The following is a 23,082-nucleotide window of genomic DNA, read 5'->3' as shown; positions in this document are numbered from 1 at the left end:
CATTATCGCTCCATCAGTTCTTTGAGAGTCCCGAGATCTTTCAACACATGCGCGGCATCGGCCGCGAACTGCTCTTCGGTCATGCCGGGGAGCTGAAGCAAGGTGAACATGACCTCGCAGCCGTCGCCATTCGGCACGATCCGCAGCGCGTTGTGAACCTGAAGACCGGAATCCAAGGTCACCCTGTGGTCGAGGACGCCGAAGTCGTTGCGGGCGGCGAAGCGTACGCGGGCGGTGCCAAGAATGCCCTCCGCGATCCAGTCCTCTCCATCCTGCTTCAATCCCGATGCCAGGCCGGAAGCCCATAGCGGCATGTTTTCCGGACGGCTGGCAAAACCGTAGACCTCCGTCCAGTGACGATCGATGGAGATATGCACGATCTTCGCGATCATGGTCGACATAATGGTCTCCTCCTCTATATTTTCTCTCGGCGGACTGGCGATCGGCTGCGGGCTCGCGCGCATGGAAAATGGATGGGCCGCGAATCCCGCAACATTTTTGCACAGTCCTGCAAAGCGGGCGATTCGGGGCTGTCGAAGGCTTGCCGTTTCACGCTCGGAATGCAACAACAACGCCCAACGCAGGCCGTCGCAACTCGCATCGATTGACGGAGGCATTGCGTCCTATCGGATGTTGCCGCGTCCTCTGCGCCACCGGCGCGGCGCCGGATGTGGTCAACGACTCATTGGAGGATTGTCGTGGAAAAGGCAGAAATCGGGCTGATCGGTCTTGCTGTGATGGGATCGAATCTGGCGCTCAACATTGCCGAAAAAGGCAACAAGATCGCGGTGTTCAACCGGACGCCGCAAGTGACGGACGAATTCTATGCGAATGCGGGCGCGCTTAAGGACAAGATCATTCCTTGCAAGACGATCGAGGAGTTCGTCGAGGCGATCCGCCCGCCGCGGCCGATCATTATCATGATCAAGGCCGGCGAGCCGGTGGATCAGCAGATGGCGGCGCTGCAGCCGCATCTCGACAAGGGCGACATCATGATCGATGCCGGCAACGCCAATTTCCGCGACACCATGGCCCGCTTCGATCGCCTGAAGGATACTGGCCTGACATTCATCGGCATGGGCGTGTCCGGCGGCGAGGAAGGGGCGCGTCATGGCCCGTCCATCATGGTCGGCGGCACCGAGGATTCCTATAAGCGCGTCGAAAAAGTCCTGACGTCGATCGCTGCAAAATACAACGACGATCCCTGCGTTGCCTGGCTCGGCAATGACGGCGCCGGTCATTTCGTCAAGACCATTCACAATGGCATCGAATATGCCGACATGCAGATGATCGCCGAAATCTACGGCATCCTGCGAGATGGACTCGGCAAGAGCGCCGCCGAAATCAGCGGTATCTTCGGCGACTGGAACAAGGGCCGGTTGAATTCCTACCTGATCGAGATCACCGAAAAGGTTCTGGCCGCCAAGGATCCGGCGACCGGTAGCGCCATGCCGGACGTCATCCTCGACAAGGCCGGCCAGAAGGGCACCGGCAAGTGGTCTGCGATCGAAGCGCAGAACATGGGCATTCCGGCGACCGCCATCGAAGCCGCCGTTGCAGCCCGTAGCCTTTCGGCTCTCAAGAGCCAGCGCGAGGCCGCCGAAAAGATCTTCGGCACGCCGGATTACAAGTTCCCGATCGCCTTCGGTCCCGACCTGTTGAAGGATCTGGAACTGGCGCTGTTCGCCGCCAAGATCGGCGCTTACGCGCAGGGCTTTGCTGTCATGGCCGAAGCATCGAAGGAGTTCAACTGGTCGCTGCCAATGCCTGTCATCGCCAAGATCTGGCGAGCCGGCTGCATCATTCGTTCGCAGTTCCTCGACGAGATCACCAGCGCCTTCACCAAGGCGCCTGATGCGGCAAACCTGATCGTTACACCGGCCTTCGGTGAGATGGTCAAAGAATCGATCCCGTCGCTGCGGCGCATCGTTTCGGCCGCCACGGCATCCGGCCTGCCGGTTCCGGCGCTCGCTTCGGCGCTCACCTATTTCGACGCCTATCGTCAGGCTCGCGGCACCGCCAACCTGATCCAGGCCCAGCGCGACTTCTTCGGCGCGCACGGCTTCGACCGTATCGACGGCAAGGACATCCATCACGGCCCATGGGGCAGTGGCGCAAACGGCTGAGTGAGCTGCAGAATCTAAACTGAAAAGGCCCGCCGGCGAAATCCGGCGGGCCTTTTACCGTCAGCTCTTCGGCCAGACAGGCGAGCTGATGCTTTGCAGCAATTCCGGTTCTATCCCGTCGATGCGGGCGATGACGGATTTGGCCAGCTCTCGGCCGCCATGACGAACATCCTCATAAATCGTGATGATTTCCGGGCGGATCCAGTTCAGCACGTCGGTCGATTGCTTGGCGACCATATCGATATCACGGCCGAGGCGGAAACCAGCCGCCTCGATGCCGGCATTGACGGCAATGGCGCCGCCGCCGCTGGAACAGACGATTCCATCAGGCGGATGAGGAGAGCGCATCAGCGCCTCGACGCTGTCCCTGATATCGGCCAGCGGCGCATCGGTCGTTACCCTCAGCGGGATCTCCTCGGCGCCGTATTCGTGCAGGCCGATCTGGAAGCCGATGCGGATATGCGAGTAGTAGGTCAGCTTGCTGGCGGGCTGCAGCAGCGCCAGGCGACGCCGCCCCTTGGCGACCAGTGCACGAACGGCCTCGTGGGCGAAGGCCTCGTTGTCGAAGTCGTGGAAAGGGTGAACGATGCCCATGTCCGTCCGCCCGTGCGTGGCGAAGGGCAGGCCGCGTTCGTGCATCAACCGAACACGCGGATCATCCGGCTCCGTACGCGATATGATGACGCCATCCGCAGAGCCGGTGTCGAGGATATAGCGCACGGGAACCAAGGGGTCCTTGCTGTGCGAGTGCGGCGTGATGACCAGGTGGTATTGCGTGCCGGCCAGAACCTCTGAAATTCCGAAGACCATCTGGCTGGTGAAGCCCATGATCTCCTCGTCGATGCTCAGCACCAGCGCGATGACATTGGTCTTGCCGGTCCTCAGGCGCACGCCGGCGCGATTCGGCTGATAGCCCAATTGCCGGGCAACCATGCGCACCCGCTCCTTGGTCTCGGCGCCGATATCGGGGGCATCCTTCAATGCGCGCGAAACGGTGGTAATTCCAAGCCCCGTCATGAAGGCGATCGTCTTCAGTGTCGGCCGCTCCGGTGCGGGCTGAGTGCCGCCCCCTGACGTTTTCTTATTGTCCATTTCGTACAAGCTCGCCTCCCGGCCGCCTCCCGCGGCCAATCCGCTTATATTGCTCACGCCAGTATCGCAAGCATAGACGCAATGCGACTGTTCCTCCGCCAATGATCAAAACTGTAACGATACAGTACGAATGTCGAGCTTTATTTTCGGTGCATCTTTTGTCTAAATTCCTAAAGGTTGCATCGCTGCTTACCCATCGAAAGCTTTGCAGCCGCGGAGCTGCATCTGGGAAATTGTGGAGGTGGTTTTTAAAAATATAAAACAAAATCAGCTATTTATGGAAAGATCCTTGAAGGGATTTCAGTTGAATGAGCTCTGTACAGACCGCGTATTCAACAAGAAATACTTACTCATAGGTTGTATATTCAACTATCTTCAAAAAAATCACGAGTTGGCGGTTGCGCGGCGAAAATGATTCGACTAGGTTTTTCCGGCAACGTTTCAGTGAGGGAGGAGAACTCATGAATATCCGTTTGATGGCGACAGCGCTTGCTGCGTCGGTCGTGTTGCCGCTGGGGGTAGCCAACGCGACGGATTTGGAAGTAACCCATTGGTGGACGTCCGGCGGCGAAGCTGCTGCGGTGGCCGAACTGGCAAAGGCGTTCGACGCCACCGGCAATCATTGGGTTGATGGTGCGATTGCCGGCTCCGGCGGTACTGCGCGTCCGATCATGGTCAGCCGCATCACCGGTGGCGATCCGATGGGCGCCACCCAGTTCAACCACGGCCGCCAGGCCGAGGAGCTTGTGCAGGCCGGCCTCATGCGCGACCTGACCGATGTCGCCACCAAGGAGCACTGGAAGGATGTCATACGCCCGTCCAGCCTGCTCGATTCCTGCACGATCGACGGCAAGATCTATTGCGCCCCGGTCAATATCCACTCCTGGCAATGGCTCTGGCTCTCGAACGCAGCCTTCAAGAAGGCCGGCGTCGAGGTTCCGAAGAACTGGGATGAGTTCGTTGCCGCTGGTCCGGCACTGGAGAAGGCCGGTATCGTTCCGCTCGCCTTGGGTGGTCAGCCTTGGCAGGCCGCGGGTGCCTTCGACGTGTTGATGGTCGCCATCGCCGGCAAGGATACCTTCCAGAAGGTATTCGGAGACAAGGATAAGGAAGTCGCTGCCGGACCGGAAATCGCAAAGGTCTTCAAGGCTGCCGACGATGCCCGCAAGCTGTCCAAGGGCTCCAATGTCCAGGATTGGAACCAGGCCACGAACCTCGTGATCACCGGCAAGGCCGGCGGTCAGATCATGGGCGACTGGGCGCAGGGCGAGTTCGCGCTGGCGGGCCAGAAGGCCGGCACGGATTATACTTGCCTTCCTGGCCTCGGCGTCAATGAAGTCATCTCGACAGGGGGCGATGCATTCTACTTCCCGCTGTTGAAGGACGATGCCAAATCCAAGGCTCAGGAAGTGCTGGCCAAGACACTGCTCGATCCGAAGACGCAGGTCGCCTTCAACCTGAAGAAGGGCTCGCTGCCCGTTCGTGGTGACGTGGATCTCGCGCAAGCCAACGACTGCATGAAGAAGGGCCTCGAGATCCTGAAGAAGGGTAACGTGATCGAGGGTACGGACCAGCTTCTTTCCGCCGATACCCAGAAGCAGAAGGAGGACCTGTTCTCCGAGTTCTTCGCAAATCCCGCGATGACGCCGGAAGCGGCACAGAAGCGCTTCGTAGACATCATCGCCGCGGCCGATTGACCTCTACCTTCTCGCTGTAGTGATACCGGCTTCGCGTAGCGGGCCGGTATCACGGCCGGGACACATAGCGTGATCCGGTTTGCCACAGCGGCCCTCCCGGACGACGGATCCGCATCTATGTGGCGGTTGCCGAGAGTGAGGGGAAGCGCAGGAACCGTGGTCAAAACCCAGTTTCTGATCGTCGAAGCAGTTGCGATGCAGAAGGAGCTACAATGACGGGTCAAGCGAAAGCCGGCCGGCCAAATCAATATCTGCGCAATCTGAACTCGAAGATTGCATCCATTCCTATGATCCTGACGGCTGTCGTCATCTTCCTTGGCGGCTCAATCTGGACAGTGGTTTATTCTTTCACCAGTTCAAAGCTGCTGCCTCGCCTCAGCTTTGTGGGGCTGGATCAGTACCATCGCCTGTGGGCGGCGCCACGGTGGATTATGTCCATCGAGAATCTTGCGATTTATGGTGTGCTGTCCATGATCTTCAGTCTCGTCATCGGCTTCGTGCTGGCGGCGTTGATGGACCAGAAGATCAGGTTCGAAAACACCTTCCGCACGATTTTCCTCTATCCTTTCGCCCTCTCTTTCATCGTCACCGGTCTGGTCTGGCAGTGGCTTCTCAATCCTGAATTCGGCATCCAGTCGGTGGTGCGTTCGCTCGGCTGGACGAGTTTCACCTTCGATCCGCTCTATACGCCGAGCATCGTTATCTATGGCGTGCTGATCGCCGCACTCTGGCAGGGAACGGGTCTTGTAATGTGCCTCATGCTCGCCGGCCTGCGCGGCATCGATGAGGACATATGGAAAGCCTCCCGCGTAGATGGGATTCCTATGTGGAGGACCTATCTGTTCGTTGTCATTCCGATGATGCGGCCCGTTTTCATTACGACGCTGGTCATTATCGCCAGCGGCATTGTCAAGGTCTACGACCTCGTCGTCGCGCAAACCAGCGGCGGCCCTGGCATCTCGTCCGAAGTCCCGGCCAAATATGTCTATGACTACATGTTCCAGGCGCAGAACCTCGGTCAGGGATTTGCAGCCTCCACCATGATGCTGGTGACCGTTGCGATCATCATTATCCCCTGGGCCTACCTGGAATTCGGCGGAGGGCGCAAGCGTGGCTGATTCTGTTACTCTCAAGAATGCGAATGGCAGCGAGGCCGCGAGCGGCAAGACCTTCTCCGGACCGAACGGCCGCAAGCCGCGCCCGGCGCTCTCTGGCCGCAACATCATGCTTTACGGCACGCTCTTCGTTGCCGCAGTCTATTACCTGCTGCCGCTCTATGTGATGATTGTCACCTCGCTGAAAGGAATGCCGGAAATCCGGCTTGGCAATATCTTCTCGCCGCCGCTCGAGATCACATTCGAACCATGGGTGAAAGCCTGGGCGACGGCCTGCACCGGTCTCAATTGCGACGGCCTTTCCCGTGGCTTCTGGAATTCGGTTCGCATCACCGTACCGTCCACGATCCTCTCGATCGCGATCGCTTCGGTGAACGGTTATGCGCTTGCCAACTGGCGCTTCAAGGGGGCGGATCTCTTTTTCTCCATCCTCGTCGTCGGCGCGTTCATTCCCTATCAGGTGATGATCTATCCGATCGTCATCGTGCTGCGCGAAATCGGTATCTATGGCACGCTCAGCGGACTTATCCTGGTGCACAGCATCTTCGGTATGCCGATCCTGACGCTTCTGTTCCGTAATTATTTCGCATCGCTGCCGGTGGAGCTCTTCAAGGCTGCGCGCATCGACGGCGCGGGTTTCTGGCAGATTTTCCTGCGCATCATGCTGCCCATGTCGCTGCCGATCTTCGTCGTCGCAATGATCCTGCAGATCACGGGAATTTGGAACGACTTCCTGTTCGGCGTCGTCTTCACCCGGCCGGAATATTATCCGATGACCGTGCAGCTCAACAATATCGTCAATTCTGTCCAGGGCGTGAAGGAATACAACGTCAACATGGCGGCAACGATCCTGACGGGTCTCGTTCCGCTGGTCGTCTATTTCGTCTCCGGACGGCTTTTCGTCCGGGGCATCGCCGCCGGCGCAGTGAAGGGGTGATCCATGACCAGCAGCGTTTCCATCAAAGACCTTTCGCTGAATTTTGGCGCCGTCAACGTCCTGAAAACTCTCAACCTCGAGATCAATGACGGCGAATTCCTGGTGCTCCTCGGCTCGTCGGGCTGTGGCAAGTCGACTTTGCTCAATTGCATTGCCGGTCTGCTGGATATCAGCGAAGGCCAGATCTTCATCAAGGGCAAGAACGTCACCTGGGAAGAGCCCAAGGACCGCGGCATCGGCATGGTGTTCCAGTCCTACGCGCTCTATCCGCAGATGTCGGTCGAAAAGAACCTGTCCTTCGGTCTGCGTGTGGCCAAGGTGCCGAACGACGAGATCAAGAAGCGCATCGCGCGTGCGGCCGAGATCCTGCAGATCGAGCCGCTCTTGAAGCGCAAGCCGGCAGAGCTTTCGGGCGGCCAGCGCCAGCGCGTGGCGATCGGCCGCGCACTGGTGCGCGATGTCGACGTCTTCCTCTTCGACGAGCCCTTGTCGAACCTCGATGCGAAGCTACGTTCTGAGCTGCGTGTGGAAATCAAGCGGCTGCACCAGTCGCTGAAGAACACGATGATCTACGTCACGCACGACCAGATCGAGGCACTGACGCTCGCCGACCGCATCGCCATCATGAAGAACGGCGTCATCATGCAGCTCGACGATCCCACAACGATCTATAACGAGCCACGCAATCTCTTCGTCGCCGGCTTCATCGGATCGCCTTCGATGAACTTCCTGAAGGGCGAATTGGTGAACCGCGAAGGCAAGGTCGTGTTTGCCACCAACGACGTGCTATTCTCGCTCGATGGCTACAGGGCCGGTGAGGCATTGCAGGCCGGGCGCAAGGTCGTACTCGGCGTACGTCCCGAGCACATCAAGGTCAACGAGGAATTGGCGCCGGGCGCGGAGGCGCACAATGCCACCGTCGATATCGAAGAGCCGATGGGGGCTGACAATCTGCTTTGGCTGAAGCATGCCGGCCATACCATGTCGGTGCGCGTCAACGGTGCCAGGCGTTTTAGCCCCGGTACGGGCGTGAAGCTTGGCTTTGACATGTCTGTCGCATCGCTCTTTGATGCGCAGACAGAACTCAGAATATGATCATATGCATGGGGGCGGCCTTGCCGCCTCCTTTTTACAGCGGTCCGGGGAGGTCCGATGTCATCTTCGATCAACGATAATTTTGCCATCGATCTGGCTGGCTCGTGGAAGCTCACGTCTCCCGGCAGCGATCATTCTCTTTTCATGTCTCTGCCCGGTGATGTCCATGCCGCGCTCAATGCGGAAGGCCTCATCCCCGATCCCTATTTCGGCCGGAACGAGGAGGTCGTGCAGTGGGTCGCCAAGCAGGATTGGGAACTGAGACGCAGCTTCACTCTCGATGACACTGGTGGCGACTGGTATCTCGATATCGACTATCTCGACACCGTCGCAAGTGTCTATGTCAATGACGCGTTGGTGCTCGAAGCCGATAATTGCTTCCAGCGCTATCGCCCCGATGTCTCGAAGGTATTGAAGGCGGGCGAGAACAACATTCGCATCGTCCTGCATTCGAGCATCAAAGAGGGGGCGGAGCTGCAGGCGAAGCAGCCCTTCTACATCCCATACAGCACAAACAATTCGCCGATCCCGAACGGCAACATGCTGCGCAAGCCGCAATGCCATTTCGGCTGGGACTGGAACATCGCGATTGCGCCGCTCGGCCTTTACGGCACGATCGCGCTGAAGAAGCTCGAAATCGCCCGCATCGAGAACGTCGTCACCCAACAGATCCACAATGACGACGGTTCCGTCGATCTGAAGGTGACGGTGGCGCTGTTTGCCAAGGGAACGGGCGTTGCGCAGCTTTATTTCGAACTGGATGACGAGTGGGTGCGCCTCGATGTCGGCGTCAATGCCGGGGAAACCTCGATCACCCATCTCTTCCATGTCGACAAGCCGAAGCTTTGGTGGCCAGCCGGCAATGGTGAGCAGACGCTTTATGCTCTGTCGGTAGAGACGAATTTCGAGACCGTCACGCGGCAGATCGGCCTGCGGACGGTCGAGCTCATCACCGACGAGGACGAGGCCGGCAGCCGTTTTGCGCTGAAGGTGAACGGCCGCGAGATCTTTGCTCGCGGGGCCAACTGGATTCCGGCCGACGCGCTGTTTTCGCGCTCCAAGCCGGAGCTGACCGAGGATCTGCTGCAATCGGCCGCTGCGGCCAACATGAACATCATCCGCGTCTGGGGCGGCGGCTTCTACGAGCACGACTGGTTCTACGATATTTGCGACCGGCTCGGGTTGATGGTGTGGCAGGACTTCATGTTCGCCTGCAATCTCTATCCCTCGACCGGCGATTTCCTGGAGAACGTCGAAGCCGAAGTGGATTATCAGGTTCGTCGGTTGGCGACGCATCCCTCGATCGTCCTCTGGTGCGGCGACAACGAACTGGTGGGCGCACTTACCTGGTTCGAGGAATCTCGTAAGGATCGCGATCGCTACCTCGTTTCCTATGATCGCCTGAACCGGACGATCGAGCGGGCGATGAAGAAGGCCGCGCCGGATGCGATCTGGTGGCCGTCGAGCCCGGCGTCCGGCTATCTGAACTTCGGCGATGCCTGGCATGCCGATGGCTCCGGCGACATGCATTACTGGTCGGTCTGGCACGAGAACAAGTCGTTCGACAATTATCGCACCGTTCATCCGCGCTTCTGCTCGGAATTCGGCTTCCAGTCCTACACCTCGATGCCTGTCATTAAGACCTATGCCGAGGCGAAGGATATGAACATCGCATCCCCGGTGATGGAGCTGCACCAGAAGAATGCCGGCGGCAACGAGCGCATCGCCGGCACGATGTTCCGCTATTTCCGCTTCCCGAAGGATTTTCCGAACTTCGTCTATCTGAGCCAGGTCCAGCAGGGCCTCGCGATCAAGACGGCGGTGGAATATTGGCGATCGCTGAAGCCGCATTGCATGGGCACGATCTACTGGCAGCTCAACGACACCTGGCCAGTGGCTTCGTGGTCGAGCCTGGATTACGGCGGCCGATGGAAGGTGATGCACTATCTGGTGCGACGCTTCTTCCAGCCGGTATCGGTCGCGGCGATCCCGTCGGAGGATAACAAGACGATCCGCTTCTCGCTGGTCAACGATACCAATGCGGACGTGACCGCGGATATTTCGGTTTCGCTGCTCAAGCTTGATGGCGAGCGTGTGCCGTTGACGACGGCGCATGCGGTCTGCACCCCGGATGCGGCGGTGGTCGCGCTGTCGATCGATGCGGATCAGGTTCCTGCCGATTGCCTGCTGGCGTGGCGTTTCACCGCATCGAACGGCATGGGCGGTGAGGGGCATTATGTCCACGGCACCTATAAGGCTCTGGAGCTTCAGCCCGGGGGCCTGACGGTGCTGAGGGAGGAGAAGGAGGAAAACGGTACGGTGGAGCTCACCGTCACCGCAAAGGGACTTGCGCTGTTCGTGATGATCGAGAGCGAGACTGAGGGGCGCTACTCTGACAACGCCTTCGATCTTGCCGCCGGCGAAAGCCGCCGCATCGTCTTTACGCCGGCCAAGCCATTGGCAGGCGGCGTGCCTGCATTCCGTATCTACGATCTCCAATCCAGCCAATCGGTGGATTGAGCTATTCCGCCGCAGCGGCGGCGATTTCGGGCTACAAGCTCATGACAGACGGCCACGAGGCCATGGAGGACTAGCGATGACGAAACTTGGATTTCAGCTTTATAGCGCCCGCAATTTCCAGCCCTATTCCGAGATTTTCGTAAAGCTCGGCAAAGCCGGCTATGCGGAAGTCGAGGGCTTCGGCGGCATCTACGCCGACCTCGACGAGGCGGGCCTGAAGAGCCTGCGCGCCGAACTCGACAAAAACGGCCTGACGATGGCAAGCGGCCATTTCAGCCCGGATTTCCTTGATGGCCAGGTCCAGAAGTCGCTGACGATCGGCAAGATCCTTGGCATGGACTCGATCTATGCCCCGCATCTGGCCGCCGATCAACGCCCGACGAACGCAGCCGGCTGGCTTGCTTTCGGCAAGCGCCTGCAGGAGATGAGCAAGCCTTACAAGGATGCAGGCTTCGAATTCGGCTGGCACAATCATGATTTCGAGTTCGTCAAGCAGGCCGACGGCTCTCTACCGATCGAGCAGATCTTCGAAGGCGCTCCGGATATTTCCTGGGAAGCCGATATCGCCTGGGTCATCCGCGGCGGCGGCGATCCCTTCGCCTGGATCGAAAAGCTCGGTTCGCGCATCACGGCCGTCCACGTCAAGGACATCGCGCCGGCAGGCGAAAACAAGAATGAAGACGGCTGGGCCGACCTTGGATATGGTACGGTTCCCTGGGCCAAGCTGATCAAGACGCTGGCCGGCACCAAGACCAAGCATTACGTTATCGAACATGACAATCCGAGCGACGTCGATCGCCTGATCACGCGCTCCATCGCATCCTTCAAGAGCTTTTGAGGCATTTCCACATGGCTAAGGAACTTGGCGTCGGCATCATCGGATGCGGCAACATCTCAACGACTTATTTCAAGCTCGCGCCGCTCTTCAAGGGGCTCAATGTGCTGGCTTGCGCTGATATCAACATGGACGCGGCGCGCTTGCGCGCCGAGGAATACAAGGTCAAGGCCCAGACCATCGATGAACTGCTCGCCAATGACGAGCTCGACGTCATCGTCAACCTGACCATCCCGGACGCACATTTTCCGGTTTCGAAGCGCATTCTCGAGGCGGGAAAGCATGTCTACTCCGAAAAGCCGCTGGTGCTGACTCTGGAGCAGGGCGAAGAACTGCGGCGTATCGCCAAGGAGAAGGGGCTGGCCGTCGGCTGCGCCCCCGACACTTTCCTTGGCGGTGCGCATCAGCTCGCGCGCAAATTCATCGATGACGGCGGCGTCGGTCGCATCACCTCGGGCTCCTGCCATGTCATGAGCCCAGGCATGGAAATGTGGCATCCGAACCCGGACTTCTTCTTCCTGCCGGGGGGCGGCCCGATCCTCGACCTTGGTCCCTATTATATCGCCAATCTAATCAACCTGATCGGACCGGTGAAGCGTGTCGGTGCCATGACGTCCATGGCATCGCCGACCCGCACAATCACCAGCGAGCCGCGCAACGGCGAAATCATTCCGGTGAAGACGCCGACGACGATCCAGGCGCTTCTGGAATTCGTCAGCGGTGCGACGATCACGCTGACGGCGAGTTGGGATGTCTGGTCGCATCGCCATGCCAATATGGAACTCTACGGCACCGAGGGTTCGCTCTACGTGCCCGACCCGAACTTCTTCGGTGGTACGGTGGAAGCCAGCGGCCGCGACAAGGACATCAAGCCGCTCGAGAACTGGGCGCATCCCTTCGGCATAGCCAACCAGGAAAGCCCGAGCGGCCCGCGCGCCAACTACCGCACGGCCGGTCTTGCCGACATGGCGGCATCGCTGATCGACGGGCGCGATGCGCGTTGCTCGCTCGACCGCACGCTGCATGGCGTCGACGTCATGACGTCGATCCTGAAGTCGGGTGCGGAAAACCGCTTCATCGATCTGACCACGACCTGCACGCAGCCGGCGGCACTCGGCATCGAAGAGGCGCAAGCGCTCTTGAAGTAAGCATAGGAAAAGCTAGTTTGCGCGCGGGGCAACCCGCGCGCTTTTCATCTCAAAGGAATAGTTATCATGGCTTGGCAACCGGCATCCGACCGCTATGCGAAAATGAAATACAACAGGGTTGGCCGCTCCGGTCTGAAGCTGCCGGCGATTTCGCTGGGACTCTGGCACAATTTCGGTGGTGACACGCCACATGACCGCAAGATCGATATGTGCCGCACGGCTTTCGATCTCGGCATCACCCATTTCGATCTTGCCAACAATTACGGTCCGCCTCCCGGCAGTGCCGAGACTGCCTTCGGCGAGATCCTGCGCTCCGAATTCGCCGGCTTGCGTGATGAACTCATCATATCGTCCAAGGCAGGCTACGACATGTGGCCGGGTCCTTACGGAGAATGGGGCAGCCGCAAGTATCTGATCGCCTCCTGCGACCAGAGCCTGAAGCGCATGGGGCTCGACTATGTCGACATCTTCTATTCACACCGCTTCGACCCTGATACGCCGCTCGAAGAAACCTGCGCCGCGCTCGATCATATCGTCCGTTCGGGCAGGGCGCTGTACGTCGGCATTTCTTCTTACAACTCGCAGCGTACGCGCGAGGCTGCCGCTATCCTTAAGGAACTCGGCACTCCATGCCTCATTCATCAGCCGAGCTACTCCATGCTCAATCGCTGGGTCGAGGATGACGGTCTGGTGGATACGCTTGATGAGCTCGGCATCGGCTCCATCGTCTTTTCGCCGCTTGCCCAGGGCATGCTGACGACGAAATATCTGGGCGGCATTCCGGAGGACAGCCGCGCCGCGCAGAACCACTTCCTGAAGCGGGATTTCATTCGTCCGTCGATCATCGACAATATCCGCAAACTCAACGAGATCGCCGAGAAGCGCGGCCAGACGCTGGCGCAGATGGCGATTGCCTGGGTTCTGCGCGGCGGCCGTATCACCTCGGCATTGATCGGCGCCAGCCGTTCGTCGCAAATCGTCGATTGCGTCAAGGCACTCGACAATCTCGACTTCACGGCCGAAGAGCTGAAGGAGATCGATGTCTACGCCCGTGAGGCCGACGTCAATCTCTGGGCCAAGTCGGCCGAGCGCGACTGATAAGCTTGAGACGCCCGGAACCAGCTTCCGGGCGTTTTGCTTTGTCCGGGTGGAGCGGATATGCAGGTGGTCGGTCATTGTATCCATTGCCGTCCGAACGGCGCATATTAAGGTGTTCTCTGGAGGAGATGTTCCATGATCCGCAACCCGATCCTGCCGGGCTTCAATCCCGATCCGTCCATCTGCCGCGTCGGTGAGGACTACTATATCGCCACATCGACATTCGAATGGTATCCGGGCGTGCAGATCCATCATTCGCGCGATCTGGTGAACTGGACCTTGGTGCGCCGGCCACTCGAGCGTTCATCACAGCTCGACATGCGCGGCGAGCCCGATAGCTGCGGCATTTGGGCGCCGTGCCTTTCCCATGCGGATGGCTTGTTCTGGCTCGTCTATACCGACGTCAAGCGCTACGACGGCAACTTCAAGGACGCGCATAATTATATCGTGACCGCGCCGACCATCGAAGGCGAATGGTCCGAGCCGTCCTACGTCAATTCCTCCGGTTTCGACCCATCGCTCTTCCATGACGATGATGGACGCAAATGGTTCGTCAACATGCAGTGGAACCAACGAACGGAGAGCTATGGCGGCTCCCCGAAGACGCCGGCCTTCGACGGCATTCTCCTGCAGGAATGGGATGCGGCGGCGAAGTGCCTCAAGGGGCCGATCAGGAATATCTTCTCGGGCACCGATCTTGGCCTGGTCGAAGGACCGCATCTCTTCAAGCGCGATGGCTGGTATTATCTGACCACTGCCGAAGGCGGCACCGGCTATGATCACGCCGTGACCATGGCGCGTTCGCGCAATCTCGAGGGCCCCTATGAGCTGCATCCGAACAAATACCTGATCACGTCCAAGGATCATCCGGAGGCTGCGCTGCAGCGGGCGGGACATGGCCAGTATGTCGAGACGCATGACGGTCGGTTCTACCACACGCATCTATGCGGCCGGCCATTGCCGCCGCATCGCCGTTGCACGCTCGGCCGCGAAACCGGCCTGCAGAAATGCGTTTGGAAGGACGACGGCTGGCTTTACCTGGAAAACGGCACCAGCGTGCCAGATGTCGAGGTGCCTGGCCTGACTGGCGCCGAGCGCATCGAGAAGCCCCGCCGCAGCGGCTATAATTTTGACGAGCGCACATTGCCCATGGATTTCCAGTGGCTGCGCACCCCAAAGCCGGAGCGGATCTTCAGCCTGATAGAGCGATCAGGCCATCTCAGGCTTTTCGCCCGTGAGAGCATCGGCTCCTGGTTCGAGCAGGCTCTCGTCGCCCGCCGGCAGGAACATCACAGCTTCCGCGCCGAGACGGTCGTCGAATTCGAGCCGGATACCTATCAGCAGGTCGCCGGTCTGACGCATTACTACAATCGCTTCAAGCTGCATGCGATTGCCGTGACCCTGCATGAAAAGCTCGGGCGCTGCGTCACCATCATGACCTGCCCCGGCGACTATCCGAACGGCCGTTTGAGCTTTCCGATCGATGCCGGCGTCGCCGTGCCCGACGGGCGGATCCAGCTTGCCATGGAGGTGCGCGACAACGACCTTCAGTTCTTCTGGCAGGCGGAAGGCATGGGGGCGTGGCAGGCCATCGGTCCCGTCCTCGATGCCGGTGTTATTTCGGATGAGGGCGGTCGTGGTGAACATGGCTCGTTCACTGGCGCGTTTGCCGGCATGTTCGCCTTCGACACGTCGGGCCGGGCGAAGACGGCGGATTTCGACTGGTTCAATTATGATGAGCTATGAAGTCGTTAGCGGCTTGTGACGGTGTTTGAGGAAATTCACACAAGCTAATCATTTTCATTACGAAATTGTAATCCAACCGTCAGATTTGCTTCATGTCCGGCGGGATAGGTTCGCGCGCAGATTCTGAAACGAGGAAACAACCAATGAGAAAAATCTTCACCGTCCTTCTTGCGGCGTCGGTCCTGGCGATGCCGCTGGCTGCGACAGCGCAAGTCAAGCCAACGCCGACTGGCAAACAGGTCGTCGTTCAGAAGGAAGTGGTGAAGAAGAAGGTGGTCGTCCGCAAGGGCGGCTGGGTCAAAGGTCGTCGTCTGTCCGCTTCCGACCGACGTCGTGCGACTGAGATCGACTATCGTGCTCTTCGTCTGACGTCGCCGCCGCGCGGTTATCATTGGGTTCGCATCAATAACAGCATCCTGCTTGTCGGGATTACGAGCGGGCTGATTTCGAAGGTGCATGACGCCCGATAGGTTTCGACCGGACCTTGGCGACGAGAAAAGGCGACCTTCGAGGTCGCCTTTTTCGTATCAATGATTGATATCGGCTTGAATCAAAATCCCCGGCATTTAACCGGGGATTTTATGCACTTTGTCTTGCTTCAATCTCAGCTCAGGCGGCCCGCGGCATGTGCCAGCATGGTATAGACCTTGCCGGTGTCGGAGGTGAGATAGGATTGCGTGACGGTGCGGTCGCGATCGGTGCGGGCAACGTCGGCAAGCAGCTTTTCGAAATCGGCGATGTAGCGATCGACCGCGGTGCGGAATTCCGGCTCGCGATCATACTTGCGCTTGATCTCGTCGAACGTCTGCTGGCCCTTGAGCGTGTAGAGACGGCGGGTGAAGACATCCCGTTCGCCGCGCTGGTAGCGGCGCCACAGATCGACCGAAGCATCATGATCGATGGCACGGGCAATATCCACCGATAGGGAGTTCAGCGACTCGACGACGTGACGCGGATTGCGGGCCACGGGAGCCGCCGCCGTTTCTGTCTGTTGACGCGGTGCGGTCTGGCGGGGTGGCGGCAGGTCGGCGTTCTCGTCGCGAGAAGCGCCGCGCAGCAGATCGCTGATCCAGCCGCCACCTGCCGTTTCCTGACGAACCGGAGCGGGCGTCTCTGCCGGTCGCTGCGGCTGAGCAGCCGGGATGGAGCCGCGCAGGCCCAAGGATTCGATCGAAGGCTGCGACGGCTGCTGTAGGCTCTGCTGGGGAGCGGGCTGCTGGGGCGCAGGTTGTTGCGGAGCAGGCTGTTGCGGCCTGGGAGCGGCGGCGGCGGTCGGGGCAGGTGCCGCCGGCCGCGGGCGCTGGGCCGGCTGTACGTCTGCCAGCGCGCGAGCTGAGGGCTCTGAGATCTCCAGCTGCTGCGTCGAGCGGCCGACGATCTGCGAGATGTCCTGCAGGGCCTTGATCTGTTCAGCCACGGCGCGACGCATGGCGGCAGCGCTTTCCTTGGCCTCTTCGGGAAGATCGAAAGCGCCGCGCTTCAATTCGCTGCGGGTCAGGTCGAGTTCCCTGCGGATATCGCCGGCCGAACGGCGGATCTCGTCGGTTGCCCCGGCGAAGCGGCCGACAGCGTCGTCGACAGCAACACGCAGGGTCTCGCGCAGTTGCTGAGCCGCGCCATCGGACGTCTTGCCGGCTTCGGCAAACATCTGCTCGACTTCGGACAAGGAAGCCGTGAGGCCGCCGCGAAGACGGTTGCTCAGGTCATTGGAGCGACGCTCTGCACTGGCGAAGGTGCTTTCCACTGCCTGGCTTGCGTCTTCGCTGGCCTTGTGAAGTACGCCGCGCATGCTCTCTGCTGCTTCCTCGGCCCGCTTCTCCGTATCTGAGAGTACGCGGCCGATATCTGCAAAGGAAGACTGCACGCTCTGGCGCAGATTGCCGGTGACCTGATTGGAGCGCTGTTCGGCGCGGTCAAAGGCGGTTTCCACCATCGAGCCGAGGGCGCGCATGGTGTTCTCGATCTCTTCCGAACGCTGGACGAGGCCGACGGCCAGGTTCTGCAATGCCGTTTCGCGTTCTTCGAGCGTCGACACGAGATTGGACTGCGCAGCACCCAGAAGCTGGGATGCCTGCGACAGCACCTTGGAATGCTCGTCGAAGCGTCCGACGATGTTGCCGACCTGCGACAGGGTCTGGCCGGTGATTTCCGAGAGCTTGTCGACCTTGCCTTCGAGGAGGCGCGAGGAGGCCGAAACCATCTCGCCGGCCTTCGTGGCGGATTCGGCGAAGCGCACCGAGGTCGCGCTGAGGCGATCGTCCACGGTCGCGAACTCAGTGGCGGCATTGGTCAACAGACCGGCGATCGTCGAGTTGTTTTCCGCCAGGCGGGCGATGATGCCGTTGACGCTTGCCAGCAGATTGTTTTCGAGCGTGCTGACGGTGTTGACCGCGTGTTCGGTGCGCGATGCAATGGCATTGATCAGAGCGGCGTTTTCGGCGCGCAGGCGATCGCTGCTTTCCTGAGCCGCCGCCGAGATGAGGGCGGCTGCTTCCTGGCCCGTTGCCGCATAGCGGTCGACGATCGGGCGGGCCTTTTCGTCGATGAGGCGCGACAGTTCTGTGGAGCGCCCTGCCAGCATGGAGTTCAGCTCGCGGGTGCGTTCATCGAGCGAATTGCGGATCGATGCGCCGCGCGCTTCCAGTGCCTTGTCGACATCGGTCAGCGTGGCGTCGATCTGGCGGGCGCGGTCTTCCAGCGAGGTGCGGATGGCGTTTCCGCGCTCATCAAGGGCACGCTCGACCTGCGCCATGGTGGAAGCGATCTGCTCGCTGCCGCCGGTCAGCGTATTGCGGATGGACGCGCCACGGGCTTCCAGCGACTGTTCGGCTGATGACAGGGCCTGAGAGATCGTATCCACCTGACTGCTGACGAGACCTTCGGCTTCGGCAACCTTGGCGACGATCGCGTTGCCAGCCTCCGAGAAGGTCTGGGCAACGGCTGCGGCCTGGCTTGCCAGCCGGTTCTGCGTTTCGGAGACGCGGTTGACGAGATCGTCGGAGCGCTCGGTCATGGCGCGGGTGAAAGCATCGCTGTGGCTGCCGAGATTGTCGGCAAACTGCTGACCGGTACTAGCAAGCAGATCGGCAGTGCGCGTTGCTTCGCTGTCCATGCCCTGAGCGGCATCGGCAACGGCGGTGCGCAGTGTCGTGGCGAGATTTGCGGCCTTGCCCTCGATCGTGCGGTTGACGGCTTCAAGGCCGACATTGAGCGCGCGATCCATCGTCGACAGACGTTCTTCGATGCGTGCTGCGGCCTCGCTGCCGCTCCGATCTATCTGAGTTGCACCGCTCGCCAGCGTTTCGGAAAGACGGTTGCCGGCTGCGTCGACCTGGGCAGCAACGCCGCCGACGCCTTCGTGGATGCGATTCTCGAGAGTCGACAGGCTTTCCTCGACACGGGAGCCGGTTTCGGCGAAGCGGCTGGTCATGCCGTCTATCGACTGATTGAGGTTGGACGAGAAGGTCTCGGCCGAGCGAGCAATGTCGCCAGCGGCCTGCTGTATGCGGCCGGCGATATCGCCGGCGCCGCTGTTCAGGCGTTCTTCCAAAGCCCTCGCGCTGGCATCGATGCTCTGGCGCAGCGAGGCCTCGCGATCCTCGAGCGACATTTCCAGCATGCTGGCGCTGGTGGCGATGGACGTGCCGATCGCGGTCGTCTGTTCGAGCAGCGTGTTATCGAGTTGCTCATGTGCGTCGCGGAGCGTCAGGCTGATCTCGTTGCTGCGATCCTCCAGCGTCGTGCGCATGCGCTCATAGGCCGAGGCCAGGCTCTGGTCCATCTGGGACAGGCCGGCGCCGAGGGTATTTTCGAGCTGGCGCGTCGTGGTGCCGAGAACATTCTCGACCCGGTCGCTGCTGCTGCCGAGCAGTCCCGACAGGGATTCGGCATGGGCGGCAAGCGATCGGTCGAGGCGAGCCTGATTTTCGGTATAGGCGGCGCGAATGGCATCCGCCTTGTCGCCAAAGGCATCGGTCACGCGAGACTCGGCGCCGGAGACGCTGTCGAGCAGTGCATTGGCGCGCGATTCCAGGGTGTTTTCGAACCGGCTCTGGTTCTCGGCAAGAGAAATCGCAAAGGCCATGCTCTTGTCATCGAGCGTATTGGTCAGTGCTTCGTGGCCGCTGGTGACAGTGTGGGCGATAGCCTGGGCGCTGTTTGCCAGTGTTTCCTCAAGCTTTGCCTGGTTCTCCGAAAGGGCGATCGCCAGTGCCATCGTCCGGTCGTCGAGGCTGTTGACGATCTTGTCGTGGGTGCCGGCTACCGTGTCGGAAAGGGCATCCAGGCGGCCGGAAAGGGCGTTCTCGAGGCGAGACTGTGTGTCGGAAAGCGAAATGGCCAAGGCCATAGCCTTTTCGTCCAGGGCATCGGCCAGCGCAGCGTGATTGCCGGTGAATGCGTTGGTGATCGCTTCCGCGCGATTGGCGAGCGTTGCCTCGAGACGGGATTGACCGCCCGTCAGAACGTCGGAAAGTGTTCTTGTCTTACCATCAAGCGTATCGGCGACGCGCTCGGCGTGACCGGAAACGGTATCTTCCAGTCGCGCCTGGCTTTCGGAAAGGGCGATGGCGAGTGCCATCGTCTTGTCGTCCAATGTGCTGGCGACACTTTCCACATGGCCGGAGACGGTGCTTTCGAGGCGAGCCTGGCTTTCTGAAAGCGCGATGGCCAGCGCCATCGTCCTGTCATCAAGCGCGTCAGCCAATGCGGCATGATTGCCGGCAAATGCCTTGATGATCGCTTCGGCGCGATTGGCGAGCGTCTCCTCAAGATGAGCCTGTCCGCTCGTCAGCGCGGAGGCGAGCGCACTGGTCTTGCCATCCAGGGTATCGGCGACGCGCTCGGCGTGACCGGAAACGGTATCTTCCAGCCGCGCCTGGCTCTCTGCAAGCGCGCGCGCGAGTGCCTTTGTCTTTTCATCCAAAGTGCCCGCGACATGTTCGGCGTGTCCGGAGACGGCATCTTCAATACGTGACTGGCTTTCCGAGAGAGCGATGGCGAGGGCCATCGTCCTGTCGTCAAGCGCGTTGGTGACGCTTTCCGCGTGGCCGGAAACGGTGCTTTCCAGGCGAGCCTGGCTCTCTGCAAGCGCGCGCGCAAGTGCTTTTGTCTTCTCGTCCAAAGTGCCTGCGACATGTTCGGCATGTCCGGAGACGGTATCTTCAAGGCGTGCCTGGCTTTCCGAGAGAGCGATGGCGAGGGCCATCGTCTTGTCGTCGAGCGTGTCGGCGATCTTGCCGTGCGTGTCGGCAATGATACCGGTGATGGCATCGGCGCGGCTCGCCAGCGTGTTTTCGAGACGAAGCTGGTTCTCGGCAAGCGAAATCGCCAGCATCGACGTGCGCTCGTCGAGGGCCGCAGTCAGATGTTCGTGGGAGCCGGTGACGGCGTTGATGATGCCTTCCGAACGTTCGGAAAGCGTTTGCTCGAAACGCGACTGATTGTCGGCGAGAGCGCCGAACAGGGCGCCGCTGCGGGCCGCCATGACGGTGTCGATGCGCTCGTGAGCCGAGCCGAGCGCCTGCGTGATCTCGCTGGTGCGAGCCGAGAGCGTATTGTTGATGTTGTTGGCGCCGCCGGCAAAGGCTGTGGTGAGTGCTTCCGTGCCGCTTTGCAGCGCGGTCGTGACATCGCTTGTGACGCCCTGGACGGCCGACGTGAAGGCACCGGCATGCGAGGCGAGGGTCGTGTTCAATTCGCCCGTGCCCGAGGTGAGTGCCGACGAAATGCCGCTGGTGGCATTCTGGAGCGCGGACGTAATCTCGCCTGCCTTGGAGCCGATCGCGCTTTCCAGCACTTCCTGGCCGGTGGCCAGCGTCGTGGCCAGCGCGAAGGACTGGTCGGTAAGGGTGGAACCCAGGCGTTCGATGCTGGAGGTCAGTATGCCTTCCATAGCGTCGGAGTTGCTGCCCAAGGTCTCATTGATGCGAGCAAGGCTTTCCGACAGCTTGCTGTCCAGCGTACCGGCGCGCTTGTCGAAGGCGGAGGTGAATTGGGATACGCGCTCGTCGAAGGCAGTCGAAAGCTGCGCGATCGTCGACTGGAAGCGCTCATCGAAGAAACCGGAGCGAAGATCGATGTCCATGATAGCATCGTCAGCCGTCGACTGCAGGCTCTGGCGAAAGCTTGAGCCCTTTTCATCAAGCGCGGTGTTGAGCTTGGCCAGCACATCGTCGAGCGTGCCGGTGATTGAACGCTCGCCGCCTGTGAGGCTCTCGCTGATCTCCCTGGTCCGGGCCACCAACGTCTCATTCAGCTGGCGGGCGCGCTCATTGAGCGCGGTGTTGAGCTTTTCGGTGTTCGCGTCGAGCGTCGATGCCCGGGTTTCGAACTGGCCGAGCAATTCCTTGCCGCGTTCGGAAAGCGTCGACGACAGAGATTCCAGGCGTGTGTCGAATTCCTGGCTGAGGGCGAAGCCGGAAGCGTTGAGGTTCTGCAGCAGGCTGTCGGTCTTGGCGGCGAGCAGGGTGCCGATCGCGTTGACCGCAGAATCCGACTTTTCCATCAGCGCAGCGGCGCGCGTGTCGATCATCGAGGCGAAGGCTTCGCCCGAGGTCGAAAGACGCACGGCGATCTCTTCCGTCGCCAGCGACAGATCTTCCTTGATCTGGTCATGCACGCCGACGATGGACGAGCGGATCCGCTCCGCGTGGTTGACGATCGCGTCGCGCTCGGCGCCGAGTTCGTGGACGAGGCCGCGTACGCGCAGTTCATTGTCTGCGTAGCTGCGCTCCAGCGCATTGACCTCGGTGTGAACGAGGGTCTCCAGTTCGGTGGCGCGCGCAATGGTGCGCTCGATGCCTTCGTTCATAGCGGAGACTTCGCGACGCACTGCCTGGCCGACCGTCATGATGCGGTCGGAGGCGACGGTCTCAGGCTCGACGAGGCGCAAGGCCACTTCCGCCATGGAGCGGGCCGCATTGCGCATGTCATGCGCACGGGAGATCATCATGCCGAAAGCATAGAACAGGAGTACGGGAACGACGATGCCGACGATGCAGGCAATGACGCCGGGAAGGGCGGCGAGATCGGCGACGGATTGGATGTTCCGGATCTGAGTGCCGTAAAGAAGCATGGCGAGGCCGACGCCGCCGATGATCCAGAACAACGAAAAGATCGTGGCGTTGCGCACCGCATGGCTCTGGGAGCCGCCGTCCAGTGCTTTCAATATGCTGGCCGGGCTTGCCCGGTTGGCATCGTTGGCGGCTGCGAGGTTCGGGCTCTTGGGCGCTTCAGCCGGGCGTGGCGTGGCAGCCGTTGTGGTCGAGTTGCGTGCGGGGCCTGTCTTAGGGGCTGCGTCGCTCCTAGTCTGCTTGGTCGGCTCAGACAATTTTCGCTCCGGGGCATCGGGTGTAGGGCTGCTGCGAGACTCCAAGTCCTCGTCACTGAAATCGATCTGCAAAGCTTCGTCCAATGCCTGAAAGGCCTTGTCCTCGACCGACTCGATGTACTTTTTGTTCGCCATGCGGTTACGCCTCGTTACAACTCAAATCGGGCTTGCCGTGTCGTTTCCGGAAATTCCGCCGTGTCCAGAAAAGACGAACCCTGCCTCCCGTGAGGTCTTCCGTCATCGATCTCTATCGATGATGGATTTCCTATTACATTCAGAGTGGATAACTGCTTTTTCAAACGAATGTTATGAAAACATTACCACTATCCACCTCTTGGGCAAA

At 60.3% G+C, this 23,082-nt stretch carries 14 protein-coding genes; 11 read left to right on the top strand and 3 right to left on the bottom strand.

Annotation, left to right across the window (positions count from 1 at the left end; translation table 11 throughout):
• Positions 1-2 precede the first annotated feature (2 nt).
• Positions 3-401 carry a polyketide cyclase gene (locus FHT29_RS13835; RefSeq protein WP_037202420.1) on the bottom strand — a complete coding sequence of 133 codons (399 nt, stop codon included), beginning with the start codon at positions 399-401 and terminating at the stop codon, positions 3-5.
• A gap of 297 nt (positions 402-698) precedes the next feature.
• Between FHT29_RS13835 and gndA the strand changes: the two genes are divergently transcribed.
• On the top strand, positions 699-2,126 hold the full coding sequence (gene gndA, locus FHT29_RS13830; protein WP_037202419.1) for an NADP-dependent phosphogluconate dehydrogenase: 1,428 nt from the start codon (positions 699-701) through the stop codon (positions 2,124-2,126).
• A gap of 60 nt (positions 2,127-2,186) precedes the next feature.
• Here gndA and FHT29_RS13825 read toward each other — a convergent pair whose 3' ends face one another.
• On the bottom strand, positions 2,187-3,218 hold the full coding sequence (locus FHT29_RS13825) for a LacI family transcriptional regulator (protein ID WP_047556781.1): 1,032 nt from the start codon (positions 3,216-3,218) through the stop codon (positions 2,187-2,189).
• A 461-nt stretch (positions 3,219-3,679) separates the two neighbouring features.
• Between FHT29_RS13825 and FHT29_RS13820 the strand changes: the two genes are divergently transcribed.
• The 10 genes from FHT29_RS13820 to FHT29_RS13775 all read left to right on the top strand — a co-directional run bounded on the left by FHT29_RS13820 (position 3,680) and on the right by FHT29_RS13775 (position 15,879).
• Complete coding sequence (locus FHT29_RS13820) at positions 3,680-4,915, top strand: ABC transporter substrate-binding protein (protein ID WP_037202417.1); 1,236 nt, start codon at positions 3,680-3,682, stop codon at positions 4,913-4,915.
• Between the two features lie 212 nt (positions 4,916-5,127).
• Entirely contained in the window at positions 5,128-6,033 is a 906-nt protein-coding gene (locus FHT29_RS13815; protein ID WP_037202416.1) for a sugar ABC transporter permease, read from the top strand.
• Entirely contained in the window at positions 6,026-6,967 is a 942-nt protein-coding gene (locus FHT29_RS13810) for a carbohydrate ABC transporter permease (protein ID WP_037202415.1), read from the top strand. The genes FHT29_RS13815 and FHT29_RS13810 overlap by 8 nt, the downstream gene beginning before the upstream one ends.
• 3 nt (positions 6,968-6,970) lie before the next feature.
• On the top strand, positions 6,971-8,062 hold the full coding sequence (locus FHT29_RS13805) for an ABC transporter ATP-binding protein (protein WP_037202413.1): 1,092 nt from the start codon (positions 6,971-6,973) through the stop codon (positions 8,060-8,062).
• 57 nt (positions 8,063-8,119) lie between these two features.
• Positions 8,120-10,582, top strand: coding sequence for a glycoside hydrolase family 2 protein (locus FHT29_RS13800; protein ID WP_168599755.1), 2,463 nt, complete (start codon positions 8,120-8,122; stop codon positions 10,580-10,582).
• Positions 10,583-10,658: 76 nt separating this feature from the next.
• A complete protein-coding gene (locus tag FHT29_RS13795) occupies positions 10,659-11,420 on the top strand; it encodes a sugar phosphate isomerase/epimerase (protein ID WP_047556573.1) in 762 nt (253 codons plus the stop codon).
• Between the two features lie 11 nt (positions 11,421-11,431).
• Positions 11,432-12,565 (top strand): Gfo/Idh/MocA family oxidoreductase, encoded by a 1,134-nt coding sequence (locus FHT29_RS13790; RefSeq protein ID WP_047556575.1) that lies wholly within the window; start codon positions 11,432-11,434, stop codon positions 12,563-12,565.
• A 66-nt stretch (positions 12,566-12,631) separates the two neighbouring features.
• Entirely contained in the window at positions 12,632-13,663 is a 1,032-nt protein-coding gene (gene mgrA, locus FHT29_RS13785) for an L-glyceraldehyde 3-phosphate reductase (RefSeq protein WP_037202408.1), read from the top strand.
• 135 nt (positions 13,664-13,798) lie between these two features.
• The gene (locus FHT29_RS13780) at positions 13,799-15,409 is read left to right on the top strand and encodes a glycoside hydrolase family 43 protein (protein WP_168599754.1); all 1,611 of its coding nucleotides are present in this window, start codon (positions 13,799-13,801) and stop codon (positions 15,407-15,409) included.
• 143 nt (positions 15,410-15,552) lie between these two features.
• Complete coding sequence (locus tag FHT29_RS13775; protein WP_037202404.1) at positions 15,553-15,879, top strand: RcnB family protein; 327 nt, start codon at positions 15,553-15,555, stop codon at positions 15,877-15,879.
• Between the two features lie 134 nt (positions 15,880-16,013).
• Here FHT29_RS13775 and FHT29_RS13770 read toward each other — a convergent pair whose 3' ends face one another.
• On the bottom strand, positions 16,014-22,874 hold the full coding sequence (locus tag FHT29_RS13770) for a hypothetical protein (RefSeq protein WP_168599753.1): 6,861 nt from the start codon (positions 22,872-22,874) through the stop codon (positions 16,014-16,016).
• Positions 22,875-23,082 lie beyond the last annotated feature (208 nt).

The organism is Rhizobium sp. SG741 (assembly GCF_012275435.1).
Taxonomy (GTDB): Bacteria; Pseudomonadota; Alphaproteobacteria; order Rhizobiales; family Rhizobiaceae; genus Rhizobium; species Rhizobium lusitanum.
Note: the sequence above shows the minus strand (reverse complement) of the source record. Positions and strands in the feature narration are given on the sequence as shown.

Coding starts and splice junctions, on each gene's coding strand:
- FHT29_RS13835 (WP_037202420.1), bottom strand. CDS start 401: ATGTCGACCATGATCGCGAAGATCGTGCATATCTCCATCGATCGTCAC.
- FHT29_RS13780 (WP_168599754.1), top strand. CDS start 13,799: ATGATCCGCAACCCGATCCTGCCGGGCTTCAATCCCGATCCGTCCATC.
- FHT29_RS13775 (WP_037202404.1), top strand. CDS start 15,553: ATGAGAAAAATCTTCACCGTCCTTCTTGCGGCGTCGGTCCTGGCGATG.
- FHT29_RS13825 (WP_047556781.1), bottom strand. CDS start 3,218: ATGGACAATAAGAAAACGTCAGGGGGCGGCACTCAGCCCGCACCGGAG.
- FHT29_RS13795 (WP_047556573.1), top strand. CDS start 10,659: ATGACGAAACTTGGATTTCAGCTTTATAGCGCCCGCAATTTCCAGCCC.
- FHT29_RS13815 (WP_037202416.1), top strand. CDS start 5,128: ATGACGGGTCAAGCGAAAGCCGGCCGGCCAAATCAATATCTGCGCAAT.
- FHT29_RS13790 (WP_047556575.1), top strand. CDS start 11,432: ATGGCTAAGGAACTTGGCGTCGGCATCATCGGATGCGGCAACATCTCA.
- FHT29_RS13770 (WP_168599753.1), bottom strand. CDS start 22,874: ATGGCGAACAAAAAGTACATCGAGTCGGTCGAGGACAAGGCCTTTCAG.
- mgrA (WP_037202408.1), top strand. CDS start 12,632: ATGGCTTGGCAACCGGCATCCGACCGCTATGCGAAAATGAAATACAAC.
- FHT29_RS13820 (WP_037202417.1), top strand. CDS start 3,680: ATGAATATCCGTTTGATGGCGACAGCGCTTGCTGCGTCGGTCGTGTTG.
- FHT29_RS13800 (WP_168599755.1), top strand. CDS start 8,120: ATGTCATCTTCGATCAACGATAATTTTGCCATCGATCTGGCTGGCTCG.
- FHT29_RS13805 (WP_037202413.1), top strand. CDS start 6,971: ATGACCAGCAGCGTTTCCATCAAAGACCTTTCGCTGAATTTTGGCGCC.